Origin of the sequence: Citrobacter sp. RHB35-C21, from assembly GCF_013816515.1 — a bacterium.
GTDB classification, from domain to species: Bacteria; Pseudomonadota; Gammaproteobacteria; order Enterobacterales; family Enterobacteriaceae; genus Citrobacter; species Citrobacter braakii.
Genome location: NZ_CP057147.1, coordinates 3,015,784 through 3,038,272, shown reverse-complemented (window position 1 = coordinate 3,038,272; position 22,489 = coordinate 3,015,784). Strand labels below are relative to the sequence as shown.

Genomic DNA, 22,489 nt, shown 5'->3' with positions numbered 1-22,489 from the left:
TAATGTCTATTGATTAAATTGTTACGTTATATTATAACAATTCACTCGCAAACGATTTGAGGGTGAAATTTTGGCTATTCGTTTTAACAAACTGACAATCGCTCTGGGGATGCTTTTAGTCAGTGGGCAGGTGTTGGCGCATGGTCATCATTCCCATGGTGCGCCGATGAGTGAAGCAGAACAAAAGGCGTCGGAAGGGGTATTTGATGATAACCAGGTGCAGAACCGGGCGCTGTCCGACTGGGATGGCATGTGGCAATCTGTCTATCCGTATCTGGTCAGTGGCGAACTTGATCCGGTTTTCAAAAAGAAAGCGGAGAAAGATAAAAGCAAAACGGCAGAACAAATTAAAGCTTATTACCGTACAGGCTATGCAACCAATGTAGACACCATCGGCATCGAAGATGGCGTGATGGAATTTCACACCGGTAATCAGGTCGCATCGTGCAAATACGATTATGCCGGGTATAAAATCTTGCACTATAAATCAGGCAAGAAAGGTGTACGGTATCTGTTTGAGTGTAAAGCCGCTGACAGCAAAGCGCCTAAATACGTGCAATTCAGCGATCATATTATCGCGCCGCGTAAATCGAGCCACTTCCATATCTTTATGGGAAATACCTCGCAGGCTGCCTTGCTTGAGGAGATGGAAAACTGGCCTACCTACTACCCTTATCAGTTGAAGGGCGAAGAAGTAGTGGATGAGATGCTGCACCATTAATCTGGGCTAACCTTATCTGTACACACCCGCCACCAGTGGCGGGTTTTTTTAATTAATAACCTGCTCTTTCCATCACCTGTCGCATTCGTTAGCATATTGTATCGCAGCAAGTGCATGTGTTTTTTCAGGAAGAGGTTAACGTGTTCGCAGAGTATGGAGTTCTGAATTACTGGACGTATCTGGTGGGGGCTATTTTTATCGTGCTGGTACCGGGGCCAAATACGATATTTGTGCTGAAAAACAGCGTCGGTAGGGGAGTAAAGGGGGGGTATCTCGCCGCCAGCGGTGTGTTTATTGGTGATGCCGTGTTGATGTTTTTGGCCTATGCCGGTGTTGCCGCATTGATTAAAACAACGCCCGTTTTGTTCAATATCGTTCGTTATCTTGGCGCTTTCTATTTACTGTATCTTGGCGCGAAGATCCTGTATGCAACACTGAAATCGAAAGCAAGCGACGCCGCGCCCGAGGAAGTCCCATTTGGCGCTATTTTTAAGCGCGCATTAATCCTGAGCCTGACCAATCCCAAAGCTATTCTGTTTTATGTGTCGTTCTTCGTGCAGTTTATTGATGTCAATGCGCCGCATTCAGGGCTGTCATTCTTTATTCTGGCTATTACGCTTGAGATAGTGAGCTTTTTCTATTTGAGCTTCCTTATTTTCTCCGGCGCGTTTGTGACGCAATATATCCGTACGAAGAAGAAACTGGCCAAAGTGGGGAATTCCCTTATCGGCCTGATTTTCGTTGGTTTTGCCGCCCGTCTGGCCACGCTTCAATCGTGATGCCATCGGCCCGCTGATTGCGGCGGGCCTTTAATATTGCGCTCTGCTTTTCATTTATAATCGTACGGTTATAACCAATAAATGGTATTTTAAATATATATTTTGAGGCGTACCCTGTGTACAGCAGCGGTTCAATATGACTCGCTGGTTGTCGACTGGAAAAGGGAAGAAAAATGCTTCAAATTCCACAGAATCATATCCATACACGCTCTACGCCATTCTGGAACAAAGAAACGGCGCCTGCCGGAATTTTCGAACGCCACCTTGATAAAGGGACCCGAGCCGGGGTTTATCCTCGACTTTCGGTTATGCAGGGGGCGGTCAAATATCTCGGATACGCAGACGAACACAGTCCGGAGCCAGTAGAGGTAATGATTATTGAAGCCGGTCAGTTTGGCGTTTTTCCACCGGAAAAATGGCATAACATCGAAGTGATGACCGACGATACTTACTTTAATATCGATTTTTTCGTCGCCCCGGAAGTTCTGATGGAGAGTGCAAATCAACGAAAAGTCGTGCGCACCGGCAAGGAGTAAATCATGGGTAAAGCAACCTATACCGTAACCGTGACCAATAACAGCAACGGTGTTTCTGTTGATTATGAAACAGAGGCGCCAATGACATTACTGGTGCCGGATGTGGCAGCTGAAGTGGTCAAAGATCTGGTCAATACCGTGCGTTCGTACGATACCGAAAATGAGCACGAAGTCTGCGGGTGGTAGGCATTAGTCACTGCTACTGATTGAATATATTAATTTTTAATCTAAAAACCGCACTGCGCTTTGACGGCGCAGTGCGTTTTTTTTGTGGGCGAAACAGGGAAATATCCAGAAAGGATTCCTTAAGAATACCTTAAGAGATTCGCATTGATTGCTAATAGTTGATCATTCACAGGGGTTATGATCGCGAAACAGATATAAAACAGAACATCGCGCTTATGAAACTCAATACCCGACTTACATTACCCACAATCATTCTCGGATTAGCCATCGTGGCGATCCCGTTCGCCGCGAACTGGCATCTCCCGCTACTCAACGGTACTGTCGTCAGCTGGATTGAAAATGGCCAGGCGCTATGGCTGCTGTTTGGTGCCATATTTACACTCAGCTACATCAGGCCCTTATCACGTCCCGAAGGCGAGAAGCAATTTTGGCTTTGGGCGGCAGCGTGGTGGCTGGTATTACTGGGCCGAAGCACAAGTTGGGGCCGTGATTATTTTCCTGAGCATCCTAAACTCCTGTTCCGGGCTATCTCAGTGGTATTGATTGCCATGATTATTCTGCCAGTGCTGATTTCGAAGCGCTTACGCCAGGATATTGCCCGTCGCTTTCGCAATGAACCGCTACCTCTGTGGCTGTTAGCGATCACCACCTGTGCATTTTTGATCTCCGATACGGTAGAGCATCATCGTCTGCTGGCTCCCATCTTTCTGCACAATGCTCAGTATGGCGATCTGATTGAAGAACTGTACGAACTACCGTTTATGGCGGGATTGTTTCTGATGAACCTCGGCTTTATGCGGCGGGATAAGCAGGAGGAAGCTGCATCCATCCGCTTCAGTGAACCACAGCTGGCGAAGTCATGAGATAAGGCCTGAGTCTGGAAAGCCAGACTCAGGCGATGATGGCGGTGACTTACGCAATAGCCTCACATAGACGTGACTTCATATCGCTATACGTTTGTGCGGCATATTTTTCTGCCCACCCCTGATCGGTAATGTGTTCAATATTTACGGCGCAATATTTGGTTTCCGGCGTTTTCGAAATAGGATCGAGATTGTCCTGGGTTAACTCGTTACACGCGCCAATCCACCATTGATAGGTCATATAGACTGTTCCGACATTGATGCGCTCGGAGACATCCGCGCGGCTGATAACCTTACCGCGGCGCGAGCTGACCCATACCAGATCGCGATGACGAATACCCATTTTTTCAGCATCATGGGTATTGATTTGCACATACCCAGGCTCGTCTGCCAGTGCTTGCAACGCTGCGCAGTTGCCGGTCATCGAACGGCAGGAGTAGTGCCCAACCTCACGCACGGTACACAGCACCAGCGGATATTGTTCATCAGGAACTTCTGCAGGCGCTCGCCACGGTGCGGCAAACAGTTTGCCTTTGCCATTGGCGGTATCAAACTGGCTGTGCGCGTAAAGGTAGGGTGTACCAGGACTATCGAGATCGGGACATGGCCACTGAACATGACCCATCTCACCCATTTTCTCATAGGTCACGCCGTAGAACAGTGGACACAGCTCGCGCATCTCATCCCAGATTTGCTGGTTATTTTGATACTGCATTGGATAGCCCATTTCGCTGGCCAGCAGGCTGATAATCTCCCAGTCACGCTTTACATCACCGGTGGGTTCAATCGCTTTCTCAAAACGCTGGAAACCGCGATCGGCGCAGGTAAAGACGCCACCGTGTTCACCCCATGAGGTGGCAGGCAGGAGGACATCGGCCATTTCCGCCGTCTTGGTCATGAAGATATCCTGCACGACGATAAAATCGAGCGCGTTAAATCCTTCGCGGACCAGACCCAAATCGGCCTCGGTTTGCAGCGGATCTTCTCCCATGATGTAGTAGGCTTTGATTTTGCCTTCGATAGCCAGATGCGGAACTTCGGTGATGCGGGTCCCAACCTTGTCATCCATCTGATTAACGTCAATGCCCCATGCGGTGGCAAATTTCTCCCTGACGGCGAAATCGGTTACGTCCTGATACCCTGGAAACTGGTTAGGCAGCACCCCCATATCGCACGCGCCCTGCACGTTATTTTGCCCGCGCACCGGGCCAACACCGACGTTAGGGCGTCCCAGATTTCCGGTCAGCAAGGCCAGGCTCGACAAACCACGAACCACGTCAACGGCCTGACCAAACTGGGTGACGCCCATCCCCCACATCACGGTGGCCGATGGCGCCGCAGCAAATGTACGCATCGCCTGACGAACCTGCTGTGCAGGAACACCGGTTAAATGTTCAACGTCTTCAGGCGCATACTCCTTAACGGTTTCCCAGTATGTTTCCAGTCCTTCCGCATGCTTTTGTACATACTCGCGATCGTAGAGTTGCTCCTCGATGAGAACATGGCCAAACGCGTTGACCAGCGCCATATTGCAACCGTTTTTCAACTGCAAATGTTGGTCAGCGATACGGGCAGTTTCAATACGGCGTGGGTCGCAAACAATGATTTTTGCGCCGTTCTGGCGAGCTTTAATTACCCGGCGGGCCACAATTGGGTGTGAATCGGCACAGTTATAACCAAAGATCAGCAGGCATTTTGAGTTTTCAATGTCGCTGATGGAATTGCTCATGGCGCCATTGCCTAACGTTTCCTGTAACCCGGCCACGGAAGGGCCGTGACAGACGCGGGCACAGCAATCGACATTGTTGGTATGGAGCACGCCACGTGCGAATTTTTGCATCACGTAGTTGGTCTCATTCCCAGTTCCACGGGAAGATCCGGTGGTCATGATGGCACGAGGGCCATAGGTATTTTTGATTTCAGTTAAGCGTTTTGCGGTGTAACGAATGGCTTCATCCCAGCTAACGGGAGTGAATTTTCCACCTTTTTCATAACGGATCATCGGGCGAGTCAGACGGGGAGTCAGAAGGCGTGTGTCGTTAAGAAAGTCCCAACCATAATAGCCTTTCAGGCATAACTGATTCTGGTTCGTTACACCCTCTGCGGCCTCAGCGCGGATGATTTTGTTATTCTCAACAACAAGCTTGAGCTTGCACCCGGCCCCACAGTATGGGCATACACTGGTGATTTTTTTCATCAATAACAGACCTGTTAAATGCTGAAATAGCGCGAATTGTAGACGCAGTCACGCGATACGCATCGCGGACTACGATGTGTCGTAGTGACGGGCTGTTTAAGCATAAAGTGTGCCAGAAGTGAAAACCCAGCAATAGCAGGGGCTGACGGCCAAAGCGTTAAGCAGAATGACTGACGATTCGACATTAATGACGAGGCGCGACAAAATTAGTCTGCCGGTCAGCGGTGTAACCTTATGAAACATCGGAAAAAGATGAAAAACAGAAGTGATAGCGATCACAAATTTTAATTTTTCAGCGCTATGCTATGCTTTTATACGACGAGTGAATCGTTAATTTAAAAACATAAGTGAGGGAAATTATGGGCATTATTTCATGGGTGGTTTTCGGTCTTATTGCTGGGATTTTGGCAAAATGGATTATGCCGGGTAAAGATGGCGGCGGATTCTTTATGACCATTATCTTAGGGGTTGTCGGTGCAGTAGTGGGTGGCTGGATCAGCACCTTATTTGGTTTTGGTAAAGTCGATGGTTTCAACTTCGGTAGTTTCGCCGTGGCGGTGATCGGTGCGATTGTAGTGTTGTTTATCTACAGAAAAATCAAAAGCTAAGTAAACATACAGACAATAGAGGCCACTAATATGTGGCCTTTTTCTTAGGTCACCACCAGCCGAATTCTGTTCCCAGAACGACGATGATAGCCACGCCAATCATAATAAGCGTTGTTTTTTTCATCGTTATGCTCCCGGCGCAGCGTAGCCGCCAATAAAAAACCAGGATAAGAAAACGACAGCGGAAATGAAAATGATGACGGGGAAAATAATACCGAGTCGCATACGATTATCTGCCAGAGTTATTTAAAGACGGGTTAGCATAGCAGGGCTTAATGTACGACAAAAGTGGTTTTATCCTGACGCTTTTTATCCTTGTACATTGCGCTGTCTGCGAGGTGAAGCGCGCAGTTTACATCAGTCTCCAACGGATTAATTTCCACCACGCCCAGACTGGCGCCAGGATAAAATAGATGAATGTCACCCAGGTGGTAGTCACCACAAATTTGCTGTTGTAGCTGATTTTTCACCTGCTGCAGGCGGTCCCGCGGATCCCTGTCATCTTCCGGTGACAGGCTCACGACTAAAAATTCGTCACCACCCAGTCGGCCAAGGATATCGTTGTCACCGCATTCGCGAAGCAGACGCTGACCAATCTGGATCAGAAACTGGTCGCCAACCTCGTGGCCAAAGCGGTCATTGATCAATTTGAAATCATCCAAATCAATATAGGCAAAAATAATCTTCTGCCTGAGATGTCGGGCAAGGGAAAAAAGAGTCTCAACATTTTCAAAAATGGCGCGCCGATTCGGTAATCCGGTCAGGGCATCGGTGTAAGAGTGCGCAATCAGCGCGGCATTCGCTTCGCGTAACTGAGCAACCAGCGACTCTTTTTGAATTGACTGGGCGATCAGGCCCGCAAACAGATGTAACACCTGTTCGCCACGTTGGCTTAATGCGTGCTGGTGGCGACTGGTGGCGCAGAGCGTACCGTAAAACGTTCCGTCGGGAAGATGAACCGGCGTGCTCAGGAAAGTGGTTATCTCCAGCGCGCGGGCGGCGGTACACTCCGGCCAGCGAGCGGGGACGTTGTCGCTGTACAGACAGTTTTCGTCTATGGCGCGTTTGCATAGCGTCTCATCCCAGGGTACGGACAGCCCTTCAGGGATCTGCATCTGCTTGCTATTGCGCGCATACAAAATATGCTGCAGGCGGGCATCTAAATCGACCTTGGTTAAATAGGTGGATTCCATCTCAGTCACAACTTCCAGCATCTCCAGAAGTTGCCGAACCAGGCTCTCAACTGACTGCTCCGTGGCTAAGGATTGTGAGACTCTGGCAAGGATCATGTCCGACATGAGGTGTAAATGCTCCTGAGTAATGACTGGGCTGACGTGGCCCGCATGATAGAACATCAAGATGAAAGATGAAACACGCCATCCCGCTCAAAACTTAAACATTAAATTGAAAGCTGGCAGTAAAACATGGAGATAGATGGAAAGTCGGGGTAACCTGCCGGGATAAGGTTTTTAACAGGAGTCGATATGAAACTGGCCTCTATAATTTTGCCCGGCTTGTTGGTGCTAGCGGGATGTACCACTCAGCCCGAAGCCCCCAAACCGCCGAAGATTGGTCTGGCGAATCCGGCATCGGTATATTGCGAACAAAAGGGCGGCTCGCTGATTGCGGTGCAGACCCCGCAAGGCGTAAGGTCGGACTGCAAATTACCGGGCGGGGAAGTGATTGATGAATGGGCGCTCTGGCGCAGAGATCATCCGACAACGGGCAAATGAAATCCGGTTAGCATTGACGTATCCATTCAGCCAGCACCAGCGCGTGGTTTTGCTGGGTGTTTTTCGCCGCATACAGTAGCGTTAAGGTTTGCTGTCGGGCAATCTCTGCGAGACGCTTTCCTTCCTGCTGCTGTAGGGCGAGTTCAGCGCGATATTGCTCGGAAAAGTGTGTGAAATCAATCAATTCTGCGTGGAACGCCTTGCGTAAATCAGATGACGGCGTAAGCGCTTTATTCCATTCGTTAAAAATAAGGTCGGTCTTTTTTACCCCGCGAGGCCACAACCTGTCGACCAGTACGCGATAACCATCATTTTTTTCTGCTGGGTCATATACGCGTTTACATTGAATTTTCATCTTTTCATCCGCTCCATTAATCCACTGCTTTGATATATTTCGACACCTTTATTACGGTTAAATAAGATCGTAAAACGTGACAATTGTAACATTCTGCCCGTCCTGACTCCCAATTTAAGGGATTGTGATACCAACAAAAAATCGGTAGGCTGAGGCTCCTTATATTGTCCCTCATTGTCTGGACATAAGGAAAGCTTAATGGAAATTTCCCCGTTTAAAGATACGCTTCGCATTGCGCTGGTGGGTGATTACAGCCCTGATATTGTGGCGCATCAGGCCATTCCTCTTGCTATCGATGATGCCGCTGCCGTTCTGGAATTAGTGGCTGATTATGACTGGCTAACCACCTCTGATATTAGCAGCAGTGAAGATCTGATTGGCTATGATGCTATTTGGGTCGTTCCTGGCAGTCCATATCGGCACCTGGAAGGCGCACTGATCGCGATACGCTACGCGCGTGAAAACAGCATCCCATTCCTCGGGACCTGTGGCGGTTTTCAACATGCGATTCTGGAGTATGCCCGCAACGTGCTGGGCTGGAGTGATGCTGCCCATGCGGAAACGGATACCACGGGGCGGATGGTCATCGCACCGTTGACCTGCTCGCTGGTAGAAAAAACGGATGATATTGAACTGAGGGCCAATACGCTGATTGCCAAAGCCTACGGACGGGGTGTTATCTCCGAGGGGTATCACTGCAACTATGGCGTATCGGAAGATTTTGCCGCCGAGCTTGAGAGCGGTGATCTTCGTGTGACTGGCTGGGATGAGGCTGGTGATATCCGTGCCGTTGAGCTGGTGACGCATCCTTTTTTTGTCGGCACACTCTTTCAGCATGAACGTGGAGCGCTGGCGGGAAAACCCGTGCCGTTAGTTCAGGCAATGCTGCGCGCTGCGCGAGGATAAAAAAACGGGCAGGTTGTATCCAAACCTGCCCGCTGCATTATGCGCTTGCGATCTCCCGATTACGCCCTGCGCACAGACCAAACACTGCCATCAGTATCGCTAACACGGCGACCCCAGCTAATGGAATCAGCCAGCTACCATTGAGGTCGTGAATCTTACCCATCAGCGGTGGCCCACAGGCAGCCAGTAAATACCCGACGGATTGTGCCATGCCGGACAGGGCCGCGGCCTGATGCGCTGAGCTTGCGCGCAGGCCAATAAAGGTCAAACCAAGGATCATTGTGGCGCCTGAGCCAAAGCCAAACAGTATGGTCCACAGCAAAGCCTGCCCGGGCATTACCGCGAATCCCGCTGCGCCGACGGCGCACATTAACGAAACCAGTGCGGCGATGGCGCGCTGATCCTTAAATCTGTTCAGGACGAGAGGGATCAATAACCCCGGCGCGGCGGTTGCCAGTTGCAGTAAACCATGCAACGAACCGGCCTGCGCTTCGCTGTAGCCGTGGCTGATTAAAATGGCGGGTAGCCAGCCAATGATCACGTAGTAGATAAGTGAATTGATCCCGAGAAACAGCGTCACCTGCCAGGCAAGGCTCGAACGCCAGATCGCGCGGGAATGCAACGCGCGCGAGTTGCTCAAACTGGCATTGGCTGTCTGGCGACATTGGGGTAACCAGATAATCAGCGCCAGCAGCGGAAAGACCATCAGTACCATCAGCGCACCGCGCCAGCCAAACCCGTTCAGCGCCAGCGGAACCACAATAGCTGAACCCAGTGCCGCCGCTGCGCCCATAGTCAGCGAGTATGCGCCAGTGAGTTTTGCCACATGCTGAGCAAAATCACGCTTAATCAGCCCAGGTAACAGCACATTTCCCAGCGCGATTCCGCAACCAATGATAGCGGTACCGCTAAACAGGAAACCTGGCGTGGGCAGCGAACGTATCGCAATACCTACGCAAATCAGTAGCATTGCGGCAAACAGGCTGCGTTCGATACCCCAACGGCGTGCAACGGCGGCGGCCAGAGGCGATACCAGTGCGAAGGCCAGCAGCGGCAGGGTGGTCAGAAGTCCCGTCTGGGCGGTACTCAGGCCGTAGTCGGTGCGAATTGCATCCAGCAGCGGGGCGGCTCCGGTAAAGGTGACGCGCAGCGTGGTGGCAATCATCAGGATCCCCGCGATCAGCCAGGCTGCGTTTTTGCCGCGGGAGGAAGGCATATTTGTCATTTTTTTCTCATATCGTCAGGCGAGGCGATACTTTAGCGTTTTTACTCAATGGATGAATCAAGCTAAAATGACAGTTTATCGCTAAAAACGGACATTTTTATGTTAGGACTGAGGCTGGATGGGTATGAGCCCGACCTTTACCACGATGCGGCGGTGGCGTTTTGTATACAGGCCCGGGAAGATGAACTCTTCAGTCCGCTGCATCAGCACCGTAAGGGGCAGTTGATTCTGGCCTTGCATGGCGCGATCACCTGTGAGGTTGAAAATGCTATGTGGATGGTGCCTCCACAATATGCGGTATGGATCCCCGGTGCAATTCCACACAGCAACCACGTTACCGTTGGGGCGCAACTGTGCTTTTTGTTTATTGAGCCGCAGGCAGTCGTGATGCCTGAACGCTGCTGCACCCTGAAAATCGCCCCATTATGTCGGGAGCTCATTCTGGCGCTGGCGTCCAAAACGGATGATCAACGGCTGGAGCCGTCTACCCAGCGGCTGACGCAAGTGCTATTTGATGAACTCCCGCAGCAGCCGCAGGAGCAAATGCAGTTGCCGGTTTCCGATCACCCGAAAATCCGCAGAATGGTCGCGACGATGGCGCGGGAGCCCGCGCAGTGGCAGACGCTGGGACAGTGGGCCAGCGTATTTGCGATGAGTGAGCGGAACCTCGCCCGTCTGGTCGTTAAAGAAACGGGGTTGAGTTTTCGCCGCTGGCGTCACCAGCTTCAATTAATTCTGGCGCTGCAGGCGCTGATAGATGGCCATAACGTGCAACAGGTTGCGCAAATGCTCGGTTACGATTCGACCACGGCATTTATCACCATGTTCAAAAAAGGCCTGGGACAGACGCCAGGCCGTTATCTGGCTGGACTGGCTACTGCTTCCCAACAATCAATGACACCAGACCTGCCGCAATGAGCGGTCCCACCGGCACACCGCGAAATAGCGCCACGCCCAGTACCGTACCCACCAGTAAACCGGCCACAAGCTGAGGCTGGCTACCCATGAGCGTGACACCGCGCCCGCCAAGCCAGGAGACGAATACCCCGATGGCAATAGCGACCAGTGATTTCCAGTTCACAAAGGAGTGGATGAGCGTGGAGGGGGGGAGCGTTCCGCTGGCGATCGGCGCCATGACGCCAATGGTTAGAATTATAATCCCGACGGTCAGGCCCTGTTTTTCTATCCATGGAAAGAAAGTATTCAGAGGGGTAACACGAACAATGATCAGCACCAGAATTGAAACAGCGACAGTGGTGTTGTGGCTGACAAAGCCCAGAGCTGCCAGTCCGAGCAGGATCAGCAGAGTGACATCAAACATCGTAGTTTCCTTGCCAAAAGAAAAAATAAGCCTGCTTACTGTACGCGTAAATGCGTGACGGAACAGGCTTTTTTTAATGATTATGATTTTTTTTGGGCTAATGCACGATGCTACGTTTTTTACACCTGACTCGGGCGGCTATTGTACGCGGCGGAACGGGAGTAATTCCGGTTGCGCGATACGCAGGTAATCTGCGGTATCCATGATCACGGATTTTTCCAGCACTCCGGCATTGAACGCAATTTCGTTAAAACGCTCAAACAATAGCGGATCGGCGACCAGCTTAAGATTTGGATGGAAGCTAAACGGTGGAATAGCGCCGAATACGCAGCCTGTCAGCGCATCGACTTCCGCCGGGCTGGCAAGTGATGCTCTTAACCCGCCGATATGACTGGCTAACAGGCTCAGGTCGGCCTGCTGGTCGGCAGAAAGAATCGCCAGGACATGCTGATTAACGCCGTTGCCTTTGACCTTACAAACCAGCGCTTTTGCTCCCTGGCCCAGTGCGGTACCGCGAATTTCAGAAACCGCTTCACATTTGCCGACCGCTTCATGGCTTACCACGCGATACGTCGCGCCTTGTTCTGACAACAGCGAAATTAAACGCTGATGCGTTGCGTTACCTTTGTTCACTTCCGTCATGACTTACTCCTGGTACAACAATGAAAATCCTGTCAGAAAAATGATTACGCATCCGCGCGTTTTTTCTGTTTGTTCAGGTAGAGCTGTGCATCGGATGCTTTGTAGGCATCATCAATGGTGTCGTTTGGCTGCATATTATAAATCCCTGCGGAGAAGCTGATTGCTCTATCTTGCGCAATAATTTGTAAGTTATAGCGAATCCTCTCCAGCAGACGTGGCGTTAATTCAGCGGGGTAATCGATGAGGATAATGCAAAACTCATCCCCACCGAGGCGGATGGCATAGTCGTTTTTGCGAATCGAGGTTTGAATGGCTCTAGCCAGAATGGTGATAATGCGATCGCCTTCCTTATGCCCCAGCGTATCATTAATGACTTTTAGTTTATCGCAATCAATGGCGATAAAGGTCACGAGGGTGCCCGCGTTTACTAACTGCTGTAAACGCTGTTCGAGCGTCGGCGTTAAAATTTTGCGGTTGTAGAGCCCGGTCATCGCGTCACTGATATTTTCACGCGTGACGTTGTGATACAGCCGAAAATGCGTTCTGACCATATTCAGCAACAGTATTGTCGCTAGCAGATAGAAGGCGAATACTTTCCAGGAGGAGACAATAAAGTACATAAAATCAAGCGATAAGGTGATGCGTATACCGCCGGGCATGTCCTCCTGGTAGTGAACATAGCTAAACAGATTGTTCTCACTTTGGTGAACGAGTATCTCTTTACCTGAGTTGATGTCCGAAAGCGTCACGTTAAGATAGCGCCAGACGAGAGGGCGGTCGCTGGTATAGAAAATATTCTTTAAATTCTCTTTGTTAATATCCACCATCACCACGCCTTTTAACTTACCGGCATAGTAGACCGGTGTTAAAAAGCTCATCACTTTTTTCTCGGTCAGGTTATCTTCATAAATACGGGAGATTACCGTGCGGCCAGTGAAAATACCGTCAATATCATTCTGGTTGATACCCAGGTTTCCTTTTTGCAAAAACGACCAGTTGTGTATCGCAAATTTCCGCGAATCGACCAGATCAAAGAAATAGACGTAGTTATTTTTGAGATCGACGTAATATCGAAATTTATACTCCTGCATACCTAAACCATGACCGTAATCTTTCTGCTCACGATTAACGTTTACCGCCCGGTCAAAAGAGGGCAGTAGAAATACGTCTTCAAGTTTCTCGCTACATTTTGTGGTGGGGGTTTGCAACGTACCGTGTAATGGTAGGTAGTTATGCTGGGTGAGGTTGAGCCCATGAGTGCCGTTAACGCTGTTGAAAGCGTTGCAAAGTGCTTTTTGTTGCTCGATAGAAGCGGGTACCTGGGGGGATGAAAATGTGCGCATCAGATGGGCTGCAATACTTTGATTAGTATACTTATCATAGAGAAACGATGAGTCGGCTTTCTCATTGATATAGCGCATGTACGCATTCATTGCTTTATCGCTGGCAATGAGCTCATAAACCAAAAAAGAAAATGTCAAAACAACTACGCTGACGGAGATAAAGAGCCTGAGCGCTTTATGATGCAATTGCATAATGATGTACAGCCCTGTAAGTCTGATACTTCAGTCTATCACACGGCATACATCCGCTCTAACGCTACTGGGAAGGGCATTTTGTAATAAAAATCATTCGCGTGCTTCACCTTTAACTCTTATTGTTGTATTTATAATGCAACTTATAAGAAAGGAGACAAGCAGATGAGCGCGACTGATAAAGCGGGCCATACGTTCTTAGCCAGCCTGGGCAAAACCCGTCTGCGTCCGGGGGGCGTTGAAGCAACAGAGTGGTTGTTCAGCCAGTCACAGCTGACGCCCGACAGCCAGGTGCTGGAAGTGGCGTGTAACATGGCCACGACGGCGATAGAGTTAGTTCAACGTTTTGGTTGTACGGTATACGCCATTGATATGGATAAAACCGCACTGGCAAATGCCAGAAATAACGTGGCGGCAAATGGTCTGGAAAATCACATTCACGTTATGGCAGCTAACGCTAACACCCTTCCATTTGCGGATAACAGTTTCGACGTTGTGATCAACGAAGCCATGCTGACAATGTATGCCGATAAAGCGAAGGCGAAGTTAATTGCCGAGTATTATCGCGTATTGAAGCCCGGCGGGCGTCTGTTAACTCACGACATTATGTTCACCGCACAAAAACTGGGCGCGGGCGAGCAGGGCCAGCTTGTAGAGGTAGTGAAATCAAACGTTAGCCCGATGACCAGACAAGGCTGGCGCGATTTATTTCTGAACGGTGGGTTTGCACAGGTCTTGCAGCAGAATGGCGATATGTCGCTGATGTCGCCGCGAGGATTAATTCGTGATGAAGGGCTGACTGGGGCGGTTAAAATTGTGTTTAACGGCTTACGCACACGCGAAAATCGTCGCCGGTTCCTGAAAATGTTTCGCTTCTTCCGTTCGCAACGTCACCAGCTAAACTACATTGCCTGCTGCTCCGTAAAGGGAAAATAAAAAGGATAAACGGATGAATATTGATAAAATGAAAAATCAGCATGTTGAAATTCTGGAAAAAATATCATTTCTACGTACGTTGAGCCATGCAGGCGTATCATCCAATGCCCAGGAAATTGCAACTGCGATCGTTAGCATGAGTGCCATTATAAAAACACATTTGTCTGCTGAAGATCAGTTCCTTTATCCACATATTGAGCAGGATGGAAATAGTACGCTCAGACAGGTTAGCTCAAAATTTCAACGTGAAATGACGGATATCGTCAGCGAATATGAAGTTTTCTCTCGGCGCTGGAATATTGCCAGTAAATTAAAAGGTAATGATGAGGCATTCAGACGTGATGCCAACAATGTTCTACGCAAAGTGTATGTGCGTATGCAAAAAGAAAATAAAGACTTCTATCCGCTGGTGGAAAGGATGTAGGGTGTTTTAAAACACAATGATAAAAGGATGGCGAAGTGTCAGAAAAACACTGGTCGAGAATGGAGTACCTTCATCAGACAGTGACCAACCCTAATATAGTTATTAAGGGTACGCATAGCTATTACAGTGACTGCTGGGATCATGGATTCGAACGTTCGGTGGTGCGGTATTTACTCGGTGATGAGATCAGCCGGGACTGGGAACCGCTTGGGCATTTGGATAAGTTGATTATTGGGAATTTCGTCTGCATTGGCGCTGAGAGCGTTATTCTGATGGGGGGAAATAGTACGCACCGGCTTGACTGGATCAGTCTTTATCCCTTTATGGCGTCGATCAAAGATGCCTACGAGTTTCGGGGTGACACGGTGTTGCATGATGGTTGCTGGTTAGGCATGCGCGCCATGATCATGCCAGGCGTTACGCTCGGGGAAGGCGCTGTTGTCGCAGCAGGTGCGGTGGTGACTAAAGATGTGCCACCGTATGCGGTAGTCGGCGGCAATCCGGCAAAAATAATAAAATATCGCCTGCCGGTGAGGGATATTGAACGAATACTGGCCCTTAATTTGTATCAACTTCCGGAAGAGTCGCTCGTGAAAATGCAACCGCTGTTGTCTTCTGGCGATATTTCCTCGCTCGAAGTGGAAGTGGCTAGCCTGAGACAAAATGCTAAATGACATAACATGTAGTCGAAACGCGAAGTCATAAAAATCAACCAGAGGAGATAACCTCTGGCTGATTTATGTATGTGGTTAGCTATTGCTGGTTGTACTTTGCTTATGAAACAGTTCGCGAAAGACCGGATAAATATCATCCTGGTCGCGGATATGCTGCATCGCAAAGTTTTCAAACGTTGATTGCAGATGTTCGTATTCACGCCACAAGGTCTGGTGCGCGCGGCGGGTGATTTCGATATAGCTATAATATCGCACCATCGGCAGCAGTTTTTTCGCCAGAATCTCATGACACAACGGGGAATCATCCGCCCAGTTATCACCGTCCGAGGCCTGTGCGGCATAGATGTTCCACTGAGCCGGGTCGTAACGGTCTTTTACCACTTCATCCATTAACTTCAGCGCGCTGGAGACAATGGTTCCCCCGGTTTCCTGAGAGTAGAAGAACTCGTGCTCATCCACCTCTTTCGCCTGGGTATGGTGGCGAATATAAACCACTTCCACGTTTTTGTAGGTCCGACTCAAGAACAGATACAGCAAGATATAAAAACGCTTGGCCATATCTTTGGTCGACTGATCCATTGAACCGGAGACGTCCATCAGGCAGAACATCACTGCCTGGCTGGAAGGATCGGGCCGTTTTTCATAATTCTTGTAGCGTAAATCAAAGGTGTCGATAAACGGCACGCGTTCGATTTTTGCCCGTAGTTCGGCAATCTCTTTGCGTAACCGTTCCTCTTCCAGCAACTGCGCTGGTTCACTTTTTGCGATGGTCTCCAGATCCGCTTCGAGCGCGTGCAATTCGCGACGCTTACCAGCCGTCATCGCTGTGCGGCGCGCCAGTGAGTTTTGCAGGGAGCGCACCACGCTGATGTTGGCAGGCACGCCGTTAGAGGTGAAACCTGCCCGGTGCGTTTTGTACTCCGTTAACTGACGCTGCTGATTCTGCTTCAGGTTAGGAAGTGCTAAATCTTCGAACAACAGATCGAGATATTCATCTTTAGAGATCTGGAAGACGAATTCATCCTGACCCTCGCCATCCTGGCTGGCCTGGCCTTGTCCGCTTCCTGAACCACCGCCGCCGCCCTGCGGGCGTTCAATGCGGTCGTTCTGCACAAAATGGTCGTTACCAGGATGCACGCGATGGCGCAAGCCGCCACGCCCCTGATGGAACATCGGTTCGCTAATATCATCAGTTGGAATAGAGACAGATTCGCCGCTATCCACATCAGTCACCGAACGCTTGTTAATGGCCTCGGAGATCGACTGTTTAATTTGCGATTTATAACGGCGTAAGAAGCGCTGGCGGTTTACCGTGCTCTTGTTTTTGCCGTTAAGACGCCGGTCAATAAACCAGGTCATAAGCCCCCCGTACTGCATTTGCCAACTTTATGCTACATCAGTAACGCCGGATGCGCTGAGCATATCCGGCCTACGGATGTGTATTGTAGGCCCGGCAAGCGTACGCGCCTCCGGGCACTTTTTTTAAGACGATTTACGTACGCGCAAATACCATTCGCACAGTAAACGTACCTGCTTACGCGTGTAGCCTTTTTCCATCATCCGGTCGACAAAATCGTCGTGTTTTTTCTGCTCGTCAGTTGAGGTTTTGGCGTTGAACGAAATGACCGGCAGCAGCTCCTCGGTATTGGAGAACATTTTCTTCTCAATGACCGTGCGCAGTTTTTCGTAACTGGTCCAGTTTGGATTGCGACCGCTGTTATTCGCTCTGGCACGCAGAACAAAGTTGACGATCTCGTTACGGAAATCTTTGGGGTTACTGATACCCGCCGGTTTCTCAATTTTCTCCAGTTCTGAGTTCAACGACTCGCGGTCAAACAGCTGACCGGTATCCGGGTCGCGATACTCCTGATCCTGAATCCAGAAATCCGCATAAGTGACATAACGGTCGAAAATGTTTTGTCCATATTCGGAATAGGATTCGAGATAAGCCGTCTGGATCTCTTTGCCGATGAACTCAGCATATTTCGGGATCAGATAGCCTTTCAGGAACTCAAGGTAACGTTCTGCCAGCTCCTGCGGGAACTGTTCGCGCTCGATTTGCTGCTCCAGTACGTAGAACAGATGCACCGGGTTAGCTGCCACTTCGGCGTGGTCAAAGTTAAAGACGCGTGAGAGGATCTTAAACGCGAAACGCGTGGAAAGACCGTTCATTCCCTCATCGACCCCGGCGTAATCCCGATACTCTTGATAGGACTTCGCTTTTGGATCGGTATCTTTCAGGCTTTCCCCATCGTAAACGCGCATCTTCGAGTAAATGCTCGAGTTCTCAGGCTCTTTCAGGCGAGAAAGAATGGTAAAGCGAGAGAGCGTTTCCAGCGTGCCCGGTGCGCAAGGCGCATGGGTCAGCTCACTGTGGTTAAGCAGTTTTTCGTAAATTTTGATCTCTTCGGAGATCCGCAGGCAATAAGGCACTTTGACGATGTAAACACGGTCAAGGAACGCCTCATTGTTTTTATTATTACGGAACGTCACCCATTCGGACTCGTTCGAGTGGGCAAGAATAATTCCGTTAAACGGCAGGGCAGAGATACCTTCTGTCCCGTTGTAGTTTCCTTCCTGGGTTGCGGTCAGCAGAGGATGCAGCACTTTAATTGGTGCTTTAAACATCTCAACGAACTCCATAATCCCCTGGTTTGAGCGGCACAGTGCGCCCGAATAACCGTAGGCATCAGGATCGTTCTGGGCGTGGTGTTCGAGTTTACGAATATCCACTTTCCCGACCAGCGCAGAGATATCCTGGTTGTTTTCATCACCAGGCTCCGTTTTGGCAATAGCGATCTGCTCCAGAATAGACGGCCAGACTTTGACAACGCGGAATTTTGTAATGTCCCCGCCAAAATCATGCAGACGTTTTGCAGCCCAGGGCGACATGATCGTACCGAGATAACGACGTGGGATCCCATACTCTTTTTCCAGGATCTGGGCGTCTTCCTGCGGGTTAAACAGGCATAACGGATGATCGTTTACCGGGCTACGCTCGCCGTTGGCGCTCAGGACATAAATCGGTACTCGCTGCATCAGCGACTTCAGCCGCTCAGCAAGAGATGATTTCCCCCCTCCCACAGGCCCCAGCAGATACAGAATCTGCTTCTTCTCTTCCAGACCCTGAGCCGCATGCTTCAAATAAGAAACAATCTGCTCAATGGCCTCTTCCATGCCATAAAACTCTTCAAAAGCAGGGTATCGTGCAATCACCCGATTCGAAAAGAGTCGAGAAAGACGAGGTTCGTGGGCAGTGTCGACCATGACAGGCTCACCAATAGCCATTAATAGCCGCTCTGCCGCATTGGCATAAGCGCTGCGATCTTGCCGACAAGTGGTAAGAAACTCCTGCAGCGTGAACTCTTCGTCCTTGGCAGCTTCATAACGCTGGCGATAGTGATCGAATATATTCATGGTATGCCGTCCTTTCGTTTTTTTAGCACATGTTAAGAGCCGTTCATATGAATAGTAGAGGCCCCTGAAGAGGTAAACTGAACGACGTCGCTGCTGAAGAAATAAGCAACTCTCATGCCATTGTGGTGGTCAGGAGATCAACGTATTCGGTGATACACCTTCTAAAATTAAGCGTAGATGGCATTTGCAAAACTTGCCTGTGTGCGCAAATGAATTTCAATGGCATATCAATAACTCATCAGCAAAAAAAGCATATCTTTTGTAAATATATGGGGCAGGATTCATGCGGTGTTCACTGTCCTGCAAGCAAAATGTCATCACTCGCTGAGAAATTAGGGGGTTACATTCTGGGGCGAATCCGTAAAATAGTTGGGCTGAAGCGTATTGACGGTTAAACTTTGACCGCTACACATTTAAATAAGGAATTATTGACTGTGACCAAACTCAAACTTCTGGCACTTAGCGTGCTTATTGCCACTTCCGCTAACGTCGCACAGGCAGAGAGCAACCTGACGCTGGGCGCAGGCGTTGGTGTGGTTGAGCACCCTTACAAAGATTACGATAGTGACGTTTACCCGGTCCCGGTTGTGACTTATGAAAGCGATAACTTCTGGTTCCGTGGTCTGGGCGGTGGTTACTACCTGTGGAATGACGATACCGATAAGCTGTCGGTGATGGCCTATTGGTCGCCAATGTACTTCAAACCGGGTGACAGCGACGACAACCGTCTGCGTAGTCTGGATAAACGTAAGAGCACCATGATGGCTGGCCTTTCTTACATTCACAACACGCAATACGGTTTCCTGCGTACCAGCCTTGCAGGCGATACGCTGGATAACAGCAATGGTATTGTATGGGATCTGGCGTGGTTATACCGCTATACCAATGGCGGTCTGACGTTGACTCCGGGGATTGGTGTCGAGTGGAACAGTGAAAACCAGAATGAATACTATTATGGTGTTTCACGCCATGAATCTGCCCGTAGCGGCTTGCGTAGCTACGATCCTGAAAGCTCCTGGAACCCGTATCTGGAGCTCAGCGCAAACTATAACTTCCTGGGCAACTGGAGCGTATACGGTACTGCGCGTTATACCCGCCTGTCTGATGAAGTGACAGACAGCCCGATGGTGGACAAATCCTGGACGGGTCTGATTTCAACGGGTGTTACCTACAAGTTCTGATACCACTGTGTGTCAAACAGTCGCCCGCAGAGATGCGGGCTTTTTGTGCATATCAGAGATGAATATTGATCCAAAACATGTGATTTGATTTTTTGTGCTGTTTTGGCATTACATCGGCCGCAACAAATAGTTAACGTATTTTTCCTGCCGCAATTACCAAAATTAAACCTGTTGTTTGATGAGACTGAAATCTATTCGTTTGTGAATGGAGGAGTATCTGTACAGTTTCACGAATCATTGTTCTGGGAGAGTGATTTCTGGTTTCGCAATATATTGATAATATTCTATTTTATAATCACGGTATAATTTTATCGTGAAACTCTCGCCACTAAAAATAGCAAGATAACTATTTTATTATTTTTGTGTGACGATGAAAGTTAACTTTCATTTGAAAAAAATAAAATCATTAAGTTAATTTTTATTTTACATCTTTTAGGTATTTATCTGAAAAAATTAAAATTGACATTAAATAAGCGATTGCAGATATTACTCCAACTTAATAAGTAAAGACAGTAACGCTGCATGGCTCAGATATTAAATGTCATGTGGTTTTCTTGCGAATAAACTTGGTAGAGATAATGAAAAAGTTAATCATGATAGCAGTGATGGGTGGGATTCTGACGGGATGTTCCACCGAGGCTTCACGCATGAGTGCTTGCGAAAGCAAGGGCGTGAGCCGCGATGCCTGCTATATCGCTGAGCAAAACCGTCAGGCGACAATCAATGCCGTAGCTGAAAAACAAGCTATGGAGAACGCGCAAAACGTATATAACTTAAATGATACTAATTCCAGTCATCACCACAAACACAATAATTATTAAGGTGTAACTTATGAAGAAATTAATAATTATCGCTGTACTGGTCGCAACATCTGCGGCTGCACCAGCCTATGCCATCAGCGAGGCTTACCGTCAGCAGTTACAGCATGAACATAAAACGATGGTCAGCGATGTTAATGCTCCGGTGCACGCCAGTAAAATCACACCCGTGCATGTGAATAAACTGGGCGTAGACTTTAAACGTGGCGCTGATGGTATTGCTTATATTAATGGCAAAGCGGCGGCAAATGATGAGAACAATGCAGACGCTCAGTCTTATAGCGCGGGCTTGATTTCCGTCATTGTCTATAAAAACGGGAAAATTAACGCGATGAAAGAGGGGAAATATTTAGGTCGCTTAAAATAACCGCAGTGCAGTTAAGATGTTCTGTCATTCGGCCCGGGAGCATTGTTTGTTCCCGGGTTTTTTATTGCCGTTGCCATAGCGGTCAACTTCCAATCTTAGAGGGTGCAATTTGTGCACCCTAACAGGACACATGCCAGTTGTTTTGCTTTACTGTGGTGCATTAACACAGGAGGGTGCGATGACAGCGAAACAGGTGATGTTTACAAAGCAGGTATCGCTGCCTGCTATTGGGCAGGGAACATGGTACATGGGCGAGGATCCTGGCCGACGTCGGGAAGAGGTTTCAGCGCTGCGGGCTGGTCTGGATCTCGGTCTGCGGTTGATCGATACCGCCGAAATGTATGCAGATGGTGCAGCGGAAGAGGTAGTGGGTGAAGCATTAACCGGGCGTCGTGATAGCGCTTTTTTAGTCTCGAAAGTATATCCCTGGAATGCCGGTGGTCAGAAAGCCATTGCCGCCTGTGAAGCGAGCCTGCGTCGACTAAAAACCGATTATCTGGATCTCTATTTGCTCCACTGGACGGGCAGTTTTTCATTTGCTGAGACCGTTGATGCCATGGAAGCACTCATTGCGCAGGGGAAAATCCGCCGCTGGGGCGTCTCTAATCTCGATTACGATGACATGCAGGCGTTATGGCAAGTCACGGGTGGGCGGGAATGTGCCACTAACCAGGTGCTTTATCATTTAGCATCGCGCGGTATTGAATATGATTTACTGCCGTGGTGCCAGCAGCAGCAGATGCCGGTCATGGCTTACAGTCCGCTGGCTCAGGCGGGGCGATTGCGCGGTGACTTGCTTTCTCACTCTGTGGTGAACGACATCGCGCACGCGCACAATGTTAGTGCTGCGCAGATTTTGCTGGCATGGGTGATCCGTCTGCCGGGCGTGATGGCGATTCCGAAAGCGGCAAGCGTAGCGCATGTCGAACAAAATGCCGCCGCGCTGGAGATAACGCTCTCTGTTGATGAGCTGAAGCAGTTAGATAAGGCATATCCAGCGCCAAAGGGTAAAACGGCGCTGGATATGGCCTGATTTGCCGAATGGCGATGCTCACGCTTCTTATC

27 protein-coding genes are annotated in these 22,489 nt (G+C 49.3%); 16 read left to right on the top strand and 11 right to left on the bottom strand.

The annotated features are described in order from the left end of the window. Nucleotides 1–109 precede the first annotated feature (109 nt). The 5 genes from zinT (at nucleotide 110) to HVZ39_RS14830 (ending at nucleotide 3,085) form a co-directional block, all read left to right on the top strand. Nucleotides 110–721, top strand: a complete 612-nt coding sequence (gene zinT, locus HVZ39_RS14850; RefSeq protein WP_230330239.1) for a metal-binding protein ZinT — start codon at nucleotides 110–112, stop codon at nucleotides 719–721. A gap of 140 nt (nucleotides 722–861) precedes the next feature. Continuing rightward, a complete protein-coding gene (gene leuE / locus HVZ39_RS14845) occupies nucleotides 862–1,500 on the top strand; it encodes a leucine efflux protein LeuE (protein ID WP_016152793.1) in 639 nt (212 codons plus the stop codon). A gap of 173 nt (nucleotides 1,501–1,673) precedes the next feature. Continuing rightward, nucleotides 1,674–2,036 carry a DUF1971 domain-containing protein YeaR gene (gene yeaR / locus HVZ39_RS14840; RefSeq protein ID WP_005120376.1) on the top strand — a complete coding sequence of 121 codons (363 nt, stop codon included), beginning with the start codon at nucleotides 1,674–1,676 and terminating at the stop codon, nucleotides 2,034–2,036. A gap of 3 nt (nucleotides 2,037–2,039) precedes the next feature. Continuing rightward, entirely contained in the window at nucleotides 2,040–2,222 is a 183-nt protein-coding gene (locus HVZ39_RS14835) for a DUF1869 domain-containing protein (RefSeq protein ID WP_003832433.1), read from the top strand. Between the two features lie 215 nt (nucleotides 2,223–2,437). Further along, the gene (locus HVZ39_RS14830) at nucleotides 2,438–3,085 is read left to right on the top strand and encodes a hypothetical protein (protein ID WP_016156293.1); all 648 of its coding nucleotides are present in this window, start codon (nucleotides 2,438–2,440) and stop codon (nucleotides 3,083–3,085) included. A gap of 49 nt (nucleotides 3,086–3,134) precedes the next feature. Here the strand turns inward: HVZ39_RS14830 and fdhF are convergent, their stop codons facing one another. Further along, nucleotides 3,135–5,282 carry a formate dehydrogenase subunit alpha gene (fdhF, locus tag HVZ39_RS14825; protein ID WP_075847295.1) on the bottom strand — a complete coding sequence of 716 codons (2,148 nt, stop codon included), beginning with the start codon at nucleotides 5,280–5,282 and terminating at the stop codon, nucleotides 3,135–3,137. Nucleotides 5,283–5,641: 359 nt separating this feature from the next. On the opposite strand from fdhF, the gene HVZ39_RS14820 reads away from it, so the two are divergent. Further along, nucleotides 5,642–5,890 carry a GlsB/YeaQ/YmgE family stress response membrane protein gene (locus tag HVZ39_RS14820; RefSeq protein WP_047498947.1) on the top strand — a complete coding sequence of 83 codons (249 nt, stop codon included), beginning with the start codon at nucleotides 5,642–5,644 and terminating at the stop codon, nucleotides 5,888–5,890. Between the two features lie 49 nt (nucleotides 5,891–5,939). Here the strand turns inward: HVZ39_RS14820 and yoaJ are convergent, their stop codons facing one another. From yoaJ to HVZ39_RS14805, 3 genes are read right to left on the bottom strand one after another with little or no spacing between them, the layout of a single operon-like run. Further along, nucleotides 5,940–6,014, bottom strand: coding sequence for a protein YoaJ (gene yoaJ / locus HVZ39_RS14815; protein WP_101700011.1), 75 nt, complete (start codon nucleotides 6,012–6,014; stop codon nucleotides 5,940–5,942). Between the two features lie 2 nt (nucleotides 6,015–6,016). Beyond that, the gene (locus HVZ39_RS14810) at nucleotides 6,017–6,115 is read right to left on the bottom strand and encodes a YoaK family small membrane protein (protein WP_032941789.1); all 99 of its coding nucleotides are present in this window, start codon (nucleotides 6,113–6,115) and stop codon (nucleotides 6,017–6,019) included. A gap of 47 nt (nucleotides 6,116–6,162) precedes the next feature. Next, complete coding sequence (locus tag HVZ39_RS14805; protein WP_131381123.1) at nucleotides 6,163–7,188, bottom strand: sensor domain-containing diguanylate cyclase; 1,026 nt, start codon at nucleotides 7,186–7,188, stop codon at nucleotides 6,163–6,165. A 186-nt stretch (nucleotides 7,189–7,374) separates the two neighbouring features. Between HVZ39_RS14805 and HVZ39_RS14800 the strand changes: the two genes are divergently transcribed. Beyond that, the gene (locus HVZ39_RS14800) at nucleotides 7,375–7,623 is read left to right on the top strand and encodes a DUF333 domain-containing protein (RefSeq protein ID WP_016152798.1); all 249 of its coding nucleotides are present in this window, start codon (nucleotides 7,375–7,377) and stop codon (nucleotides 7,621–7,623) included. 7 nt (nucleotides 7,624–7,630) lie between these two features. On the opposite strand, the gene HVZ39_RS14795 is transcribed toward HVZ39_RS14800, so the two are convergent. Next, entirely contained in the window at nucleotides 7,631–7,978 is a 348-nt protein-coding gene (locus tag HVZ39_RS14795; RefSeq protein WP_016152799.1) for a DUF488 domain-containing protein, read from the bottom strand. A 198-nt stretch (nucleotides 7,979–8,176) separates the two neighbouring features. On the opposite strand from HVZ39_RS14795, the gene HVZ39_RS14790 reads away from it, so the two are divergent. Continuing rightward, nucleotides 8,177–8,884 carry a CTP synthase gene (locus tag HVZ39_RS14790; protein WP_103766196.1) on the top strand — a complete coding sequence of 236 codons (708 nt, stop codon included), beginning with the start codon at nucleotides 8,177–8,179 and terminating at the stop codon, nucleotides 8,882–8,884. Nucleotides 8,885–8,921: 37 nt separating this feature from the next. Here the strand turns inward: HVZ39_RS14790 and HVZ39_RS14785 are convergent, their stop codons facing one another. Beyond that, entirely contained in the window at nucleotides 8,922–10,109 is a 1,188-nt protein-coding gene (locus HVZ39_RS14785; protein WP_046275925.1) for a CynX/NimT family MFS transporter, read from the bottom strand. Between the two features lie 99 nt (nucleotides 10,110–10,208). On the opposite strand from HVZ39_RS14785, the gene HVZ39_RS14780 reads away from it, so the two are divergent. Beyond that, on the top strand, nucleotides 10,209–11,027 hold the full coding sequence (locus tag HVZ39_RS14780; RefSeq protein WP_181632616.1) for a helix-turn-helix transcriptional regulator: 819 nt from the start codon (nucleotides 10,209–10,211) through the stop codon (nucleotides 11,025–11,027). Here the strand turns inward: HVZ39_RS14780 and HVZ39_RS14775 are convergent. The 3 genes from HVZ39_RS14775 to dgcJ all read right to left on the bottom strand — a co-directional run bounded on the left by HVZ39_RS14775 (nucleotide 10,984) and on the right by dgcJ (nucleotide 13,607). Further along, nucleotides 10,984–11,430, bottom strand: a complete 447-nt coding sequence (locus tag HVZ39_RS14775) for a DUF441 domain-containing protein (RefSeq protein ID WP_016152803.1) — start codon at nucleotides 11,428–11,430, stop codon at nucleotides 10,984–10,986. The two genes, HVZ39_RS14780 and HVZ39_RS14775, sit on opposite strands and share 44 nt — an antisense overlap. 138 nt (nucleotides 11,431–11,568) lie before the next feature. Beyond that, the gene (locus HVZ39_RS14770) at nucleotides 11,569–12,072 is read right to left on the bottom strand and encodes a YbaK/prolyl-tRNA synthetase associated domain-containing protein (RefSeq protein ID WP_016152804.1); all 504 of its coding nucleotides are present in this window, start codon (nucleotides 12,070–12,072) and stop codon (nucleotides 11,569–11,571) included. Between the two features lie 44 nt (nucleotides 12,073–12,116). Then, the gene (gene dgcJ, locus HVZ39_RS14765; RefSeq protein ID WP_181632615.1) at nucleotides 12,117–13,607 is read right to left on the bottom strand and encodes a diguanylate cyclase DgcJ; all 1,491 of its coding nucleotides are present in this window, start codon (nucleotides 13,605–13,607) and stop codon (nucleotides 12,117–12,119) included. Between the two features lie 165 nt (nucleotides 13,608–13,772). Between dgcJ and HVZ39_RS14760 the strand changes: the two genes are divergently transcribed. Genes HVZ39_RS14760 through HVZ39_RS14750 form a run of 3 tightly spaced genes read left to right on the top strand, consistent with a single transcriptional unit; the run spans nucleotide 13,773 to nucleotide 15,641 of the window. Continuing rightward, entirely contained in the window at nucleotides 13,773–14,543 is a 771-nt protein-coding gene (locus tag HVZ39_RS14760; protein ID WP_016156303.1) for a class I SAM-dependent methyltransferase, read from the top strand. Nucleotides 14,544–14,556: 13 nt separating this feature from the next. Further along, nucleotides 14,557–14,967, top strand: coding sequence for a hemerythrin domain-containing protein (locus HVZ39_RS14755; RefSeq protein ID WP_104652121.1), 411 nt, complete (start codon nucleotides 14,557–14,559; stop codon nucleotides 14,965–14,967). 35 nt (nucleotides 14,968–15,002) lie between these two features. Then, nucleotides 15,003–15,641 (top strand): CatB-related O-acetyltransferase, encoded by a 639-nt coding sequence (locus HVZ39_RS14750; protein ID WP_181632614.1) that lies wholly within the window; start codon nucleotides 15,003–15,005, stop codon nucleotides 15,639–15,641. Between the two features lie 75 nt (nucleotides 15,642–15,716). Here HVZ39_RS14750 and HVZ39_RS14745 read toward each other — a convergent pair whose 3' ends face one another. Both HVZ39_RS14745 and yeaG read right to left on the bottom strand, forming a co-directional pair. Further along, nucleotides 15,717–17,000, bottom strand: a complete 1,284-nt coding sequence (locus HVZ39_RS14745) for a YeaH/YhbH family protein (RefSeq protein ID WP_016152809.1) — start codon at nucleotides 16,998–17,000, stop codon at nucleotides 15,717–15,719. Between the two features lie 123 nt (nucleotides 17,001–17,123). Continuing rightward, nucleotides 17,124–19,058, bottom strand: coding sequence for a protein kinase YeaG (gene yeaG / locus HVZ39_RS14740; protein WP_016152810.1), 1,935 nt, complete (start codon nucleotides 19,056–19,058; stop codon nucleotides 17,124–17,126). Between the two features lie 434 nt (nucleotides 19,059–19,492). Between yeaG and HVZ39_RS14735 the strand changes: the two genes are divergently transcribed. The 4 genes from HVZ39_RS14735 (at nucleotide 19,493) to HVZ39_RS14720 (ending at nucleotide 22,457) form a co-directional block, all read left to right on the top strand. Next, nucleotides 19,493–20,239, top strand: a complete 747-nt coding sequence (locus HVZ39_RS14735; protein WP_016152811.1) for a MipA/OmpV family protein — start codon at nucleotides 19,493–19,495, stop codon at nucleotides 20,237–20,239. A gap of 578 nt (nucleotides 20,240–20,817) precedes the next feature. Further along, the gene (locus HVZ39_RS14730) at nucleotides 20,818–21,060 is read left to right on the top strand and encodes a hypothetical protein (RefSeq protein ID WP_181633724.1); all 243 of its coding nucleotides are present in this window, start codon (nucleotides 20,818–20,820) and stop codon (nucleotides 21,058–21,060) included. Between the two features lie 10 nt (nucleotides 21,061–21,070). Further along, nucleotides 21,071–21,424, top strand: coding sequence for a hypothetical protein (locus tag HVZ39_RS14725; protein ID WP_181632613.1), 354 nt, complete (start codon nucleotides 21,071–21,073; stop codon nucleotides 21,422–21,424). Nucleotides 21,425–21,602: 178 nt separating this feature from the next. Continuing rightward, nucleotides 21,603–22,457, top strand: a complete 855-nt coding sequence (locus HVZ39_RS14720) for an aldo/keto reductase (protein ID WP_047498916.1) — start codon at nucleotides 21,603–21,605, stop codon at nucleotides 22,455–22,457. Nucleotides 22,458–22,489: the final 32 nt, after the last annotated feature.

Coding starts and splice junctions, on each gene's coding strand:
- zinT (WP_230330239.1), top strand. CDS start 110: ATGCTTTTAGTCAGTGGGCAGGTGTTGGCGCATGGTCATCATTCCCAT.
- HVZ39_RS14835 (WP_003832433.1), top strand. CDS start 2,040: ATGGGTAAAGCAACCTATACCGTAACCGTGACCAATAACAGCAACGGT.
- HVZ39_RS14730 (WP_181633724.1), top strand. CDS start 20,818: ATGAAAAAGTTAATCATGATAGCAGTGATGGGTGGGATTCTGACGGGA.
- HVZ39_RS14820 (WP_047498947.1), top strand. CDS start 5,642: ATGGGCATTATTTCATGGGTGGTTTTCGGTCTTATTGCTGGGATTTTG.
- HVZ39_RS14725 (WP_181632613.1), top strand. CDS start 21,071: ATGAAGAAATTAATAATTATCGCTGTACTGGTCGCAACATCTGCGGCT.
- HVZ39_RS14810 (WP_032941789.1), bottom strand. CDS start 6,115: ATGCGACTCGGTATTATTTTCCCCGTCATCATTTTCATTTCCGCTGTC.
- HVZ39_RS14795 (WP_016152799.1), bottom strand. CDS start 7,978: ATGAAAATTCAATGTAAACGCGTATATGACCCAGCAGAAAAAAATGAT.
- fdhF (WP_075847295.1), bottom strand. CDS start 5,282: ATGAAAAAAATCACCAGTGTATGCCCATACTGTGGGGCCGGGTGCAAG.
- HVZ39_RS14720 (WP_047498916.1), top strand. CDS start 21,603: ATGACAGCGAAACAGGTGATGTTTACAAAGCAGGTATCGCTGCCTGCT.
- HVZ39_RS14800 (WP_016152798.1), top strand. CDS start 7,375: ATGAAACTGGCCTCTATAATTTTGCCCGGCTTGTTGGTGCTAGCGGGA.
- yeaR (WP_005120376.1), top strand. CDS start 1,674: ATGCTTCAAATTCCACAGAATCATATCCATACACGCTCTACGCCATTC.
- HVZ39_RS14785 (WP_046275925.1), bottom strand. CDS start 10,109: ATGACAAATATGCCTTCCTCCCGCGGCAAAAACGCAGCCTGGCTGATC.
- HVZ39_RS14790 (WP_103766196.1), top strand. CDS start 8,177: ATGGAAATTTCCCCGTTTAAAGATACGCTTCGCATTGCGCTGGTGGGT.
- yeaG (WP_016152810.1), bottom strand. CDS start 19,058: ATGAATATATTCGATCACTATCGCCAGCGTTATGAAGCTGCCAAGGAC.
- HVZ39_RS14770 (WP_016152804.1), bottom strand. CDS start 12,072: ATGACGGAAGTGAACAAAGGTAACGCAACGCATCAGCGTTTAATTTCG.
- HVZ39_RS14745 (WP_016152809.1), bottom strand. CDS start 17,000: ATGACCTGGTTTATTGACCGGCGTCTTAACGGCAAAAACAAGAGCACG.
- HVZ39_RS14830 (WP_016156293.1), top strand. CDS start 2,438: ATGAAACTCAATACCCGACTTACATTACCCACAATCATTCTCGGATTA.
- HVZ39_RS14780 (WP_181632616.1), top strand. CDS start 10,209: ATGTTAGGACTGAGGCTGGATGGGTATGAGCCCGACCTTTACCACGAT.
- HVZ39_RS14760 (WP_016156303.1), top strand. CDS start 13,773: ATGAGCGCGACTGATAAAGCGGGCCATACGTTCTTAGCCAGCCTGGGC.
- HVZ39_RS14775 (WP_016152803.1), bottom strand. CDS start 11,430: ATGTTTGATGTCACTCTGCTGATCCTGCTCGGACTGGCAGCTCTGGGC.
- HVZ39_RS14755 (WP_104652121.1), top strand. CDS start 14,557: ATGAATATTGATAAAATGAAAAATCAGCATGTTGAAATTCTGGAAAAA.
- HVZ39_RS14805 (WP_131381123.1), bottom strand. CDS start 7,188: ATGTCGGACATGATCCTTGCCAGAGTCTCACAATCCTTAGCCACGGAG.
- dgcJ (WP_181632615.1), bottom strand. CDS start 13,607: ATGCAATTGCATCATAAAGCGCTCAGGCTCTTTATCTCCGTCAGCGTA.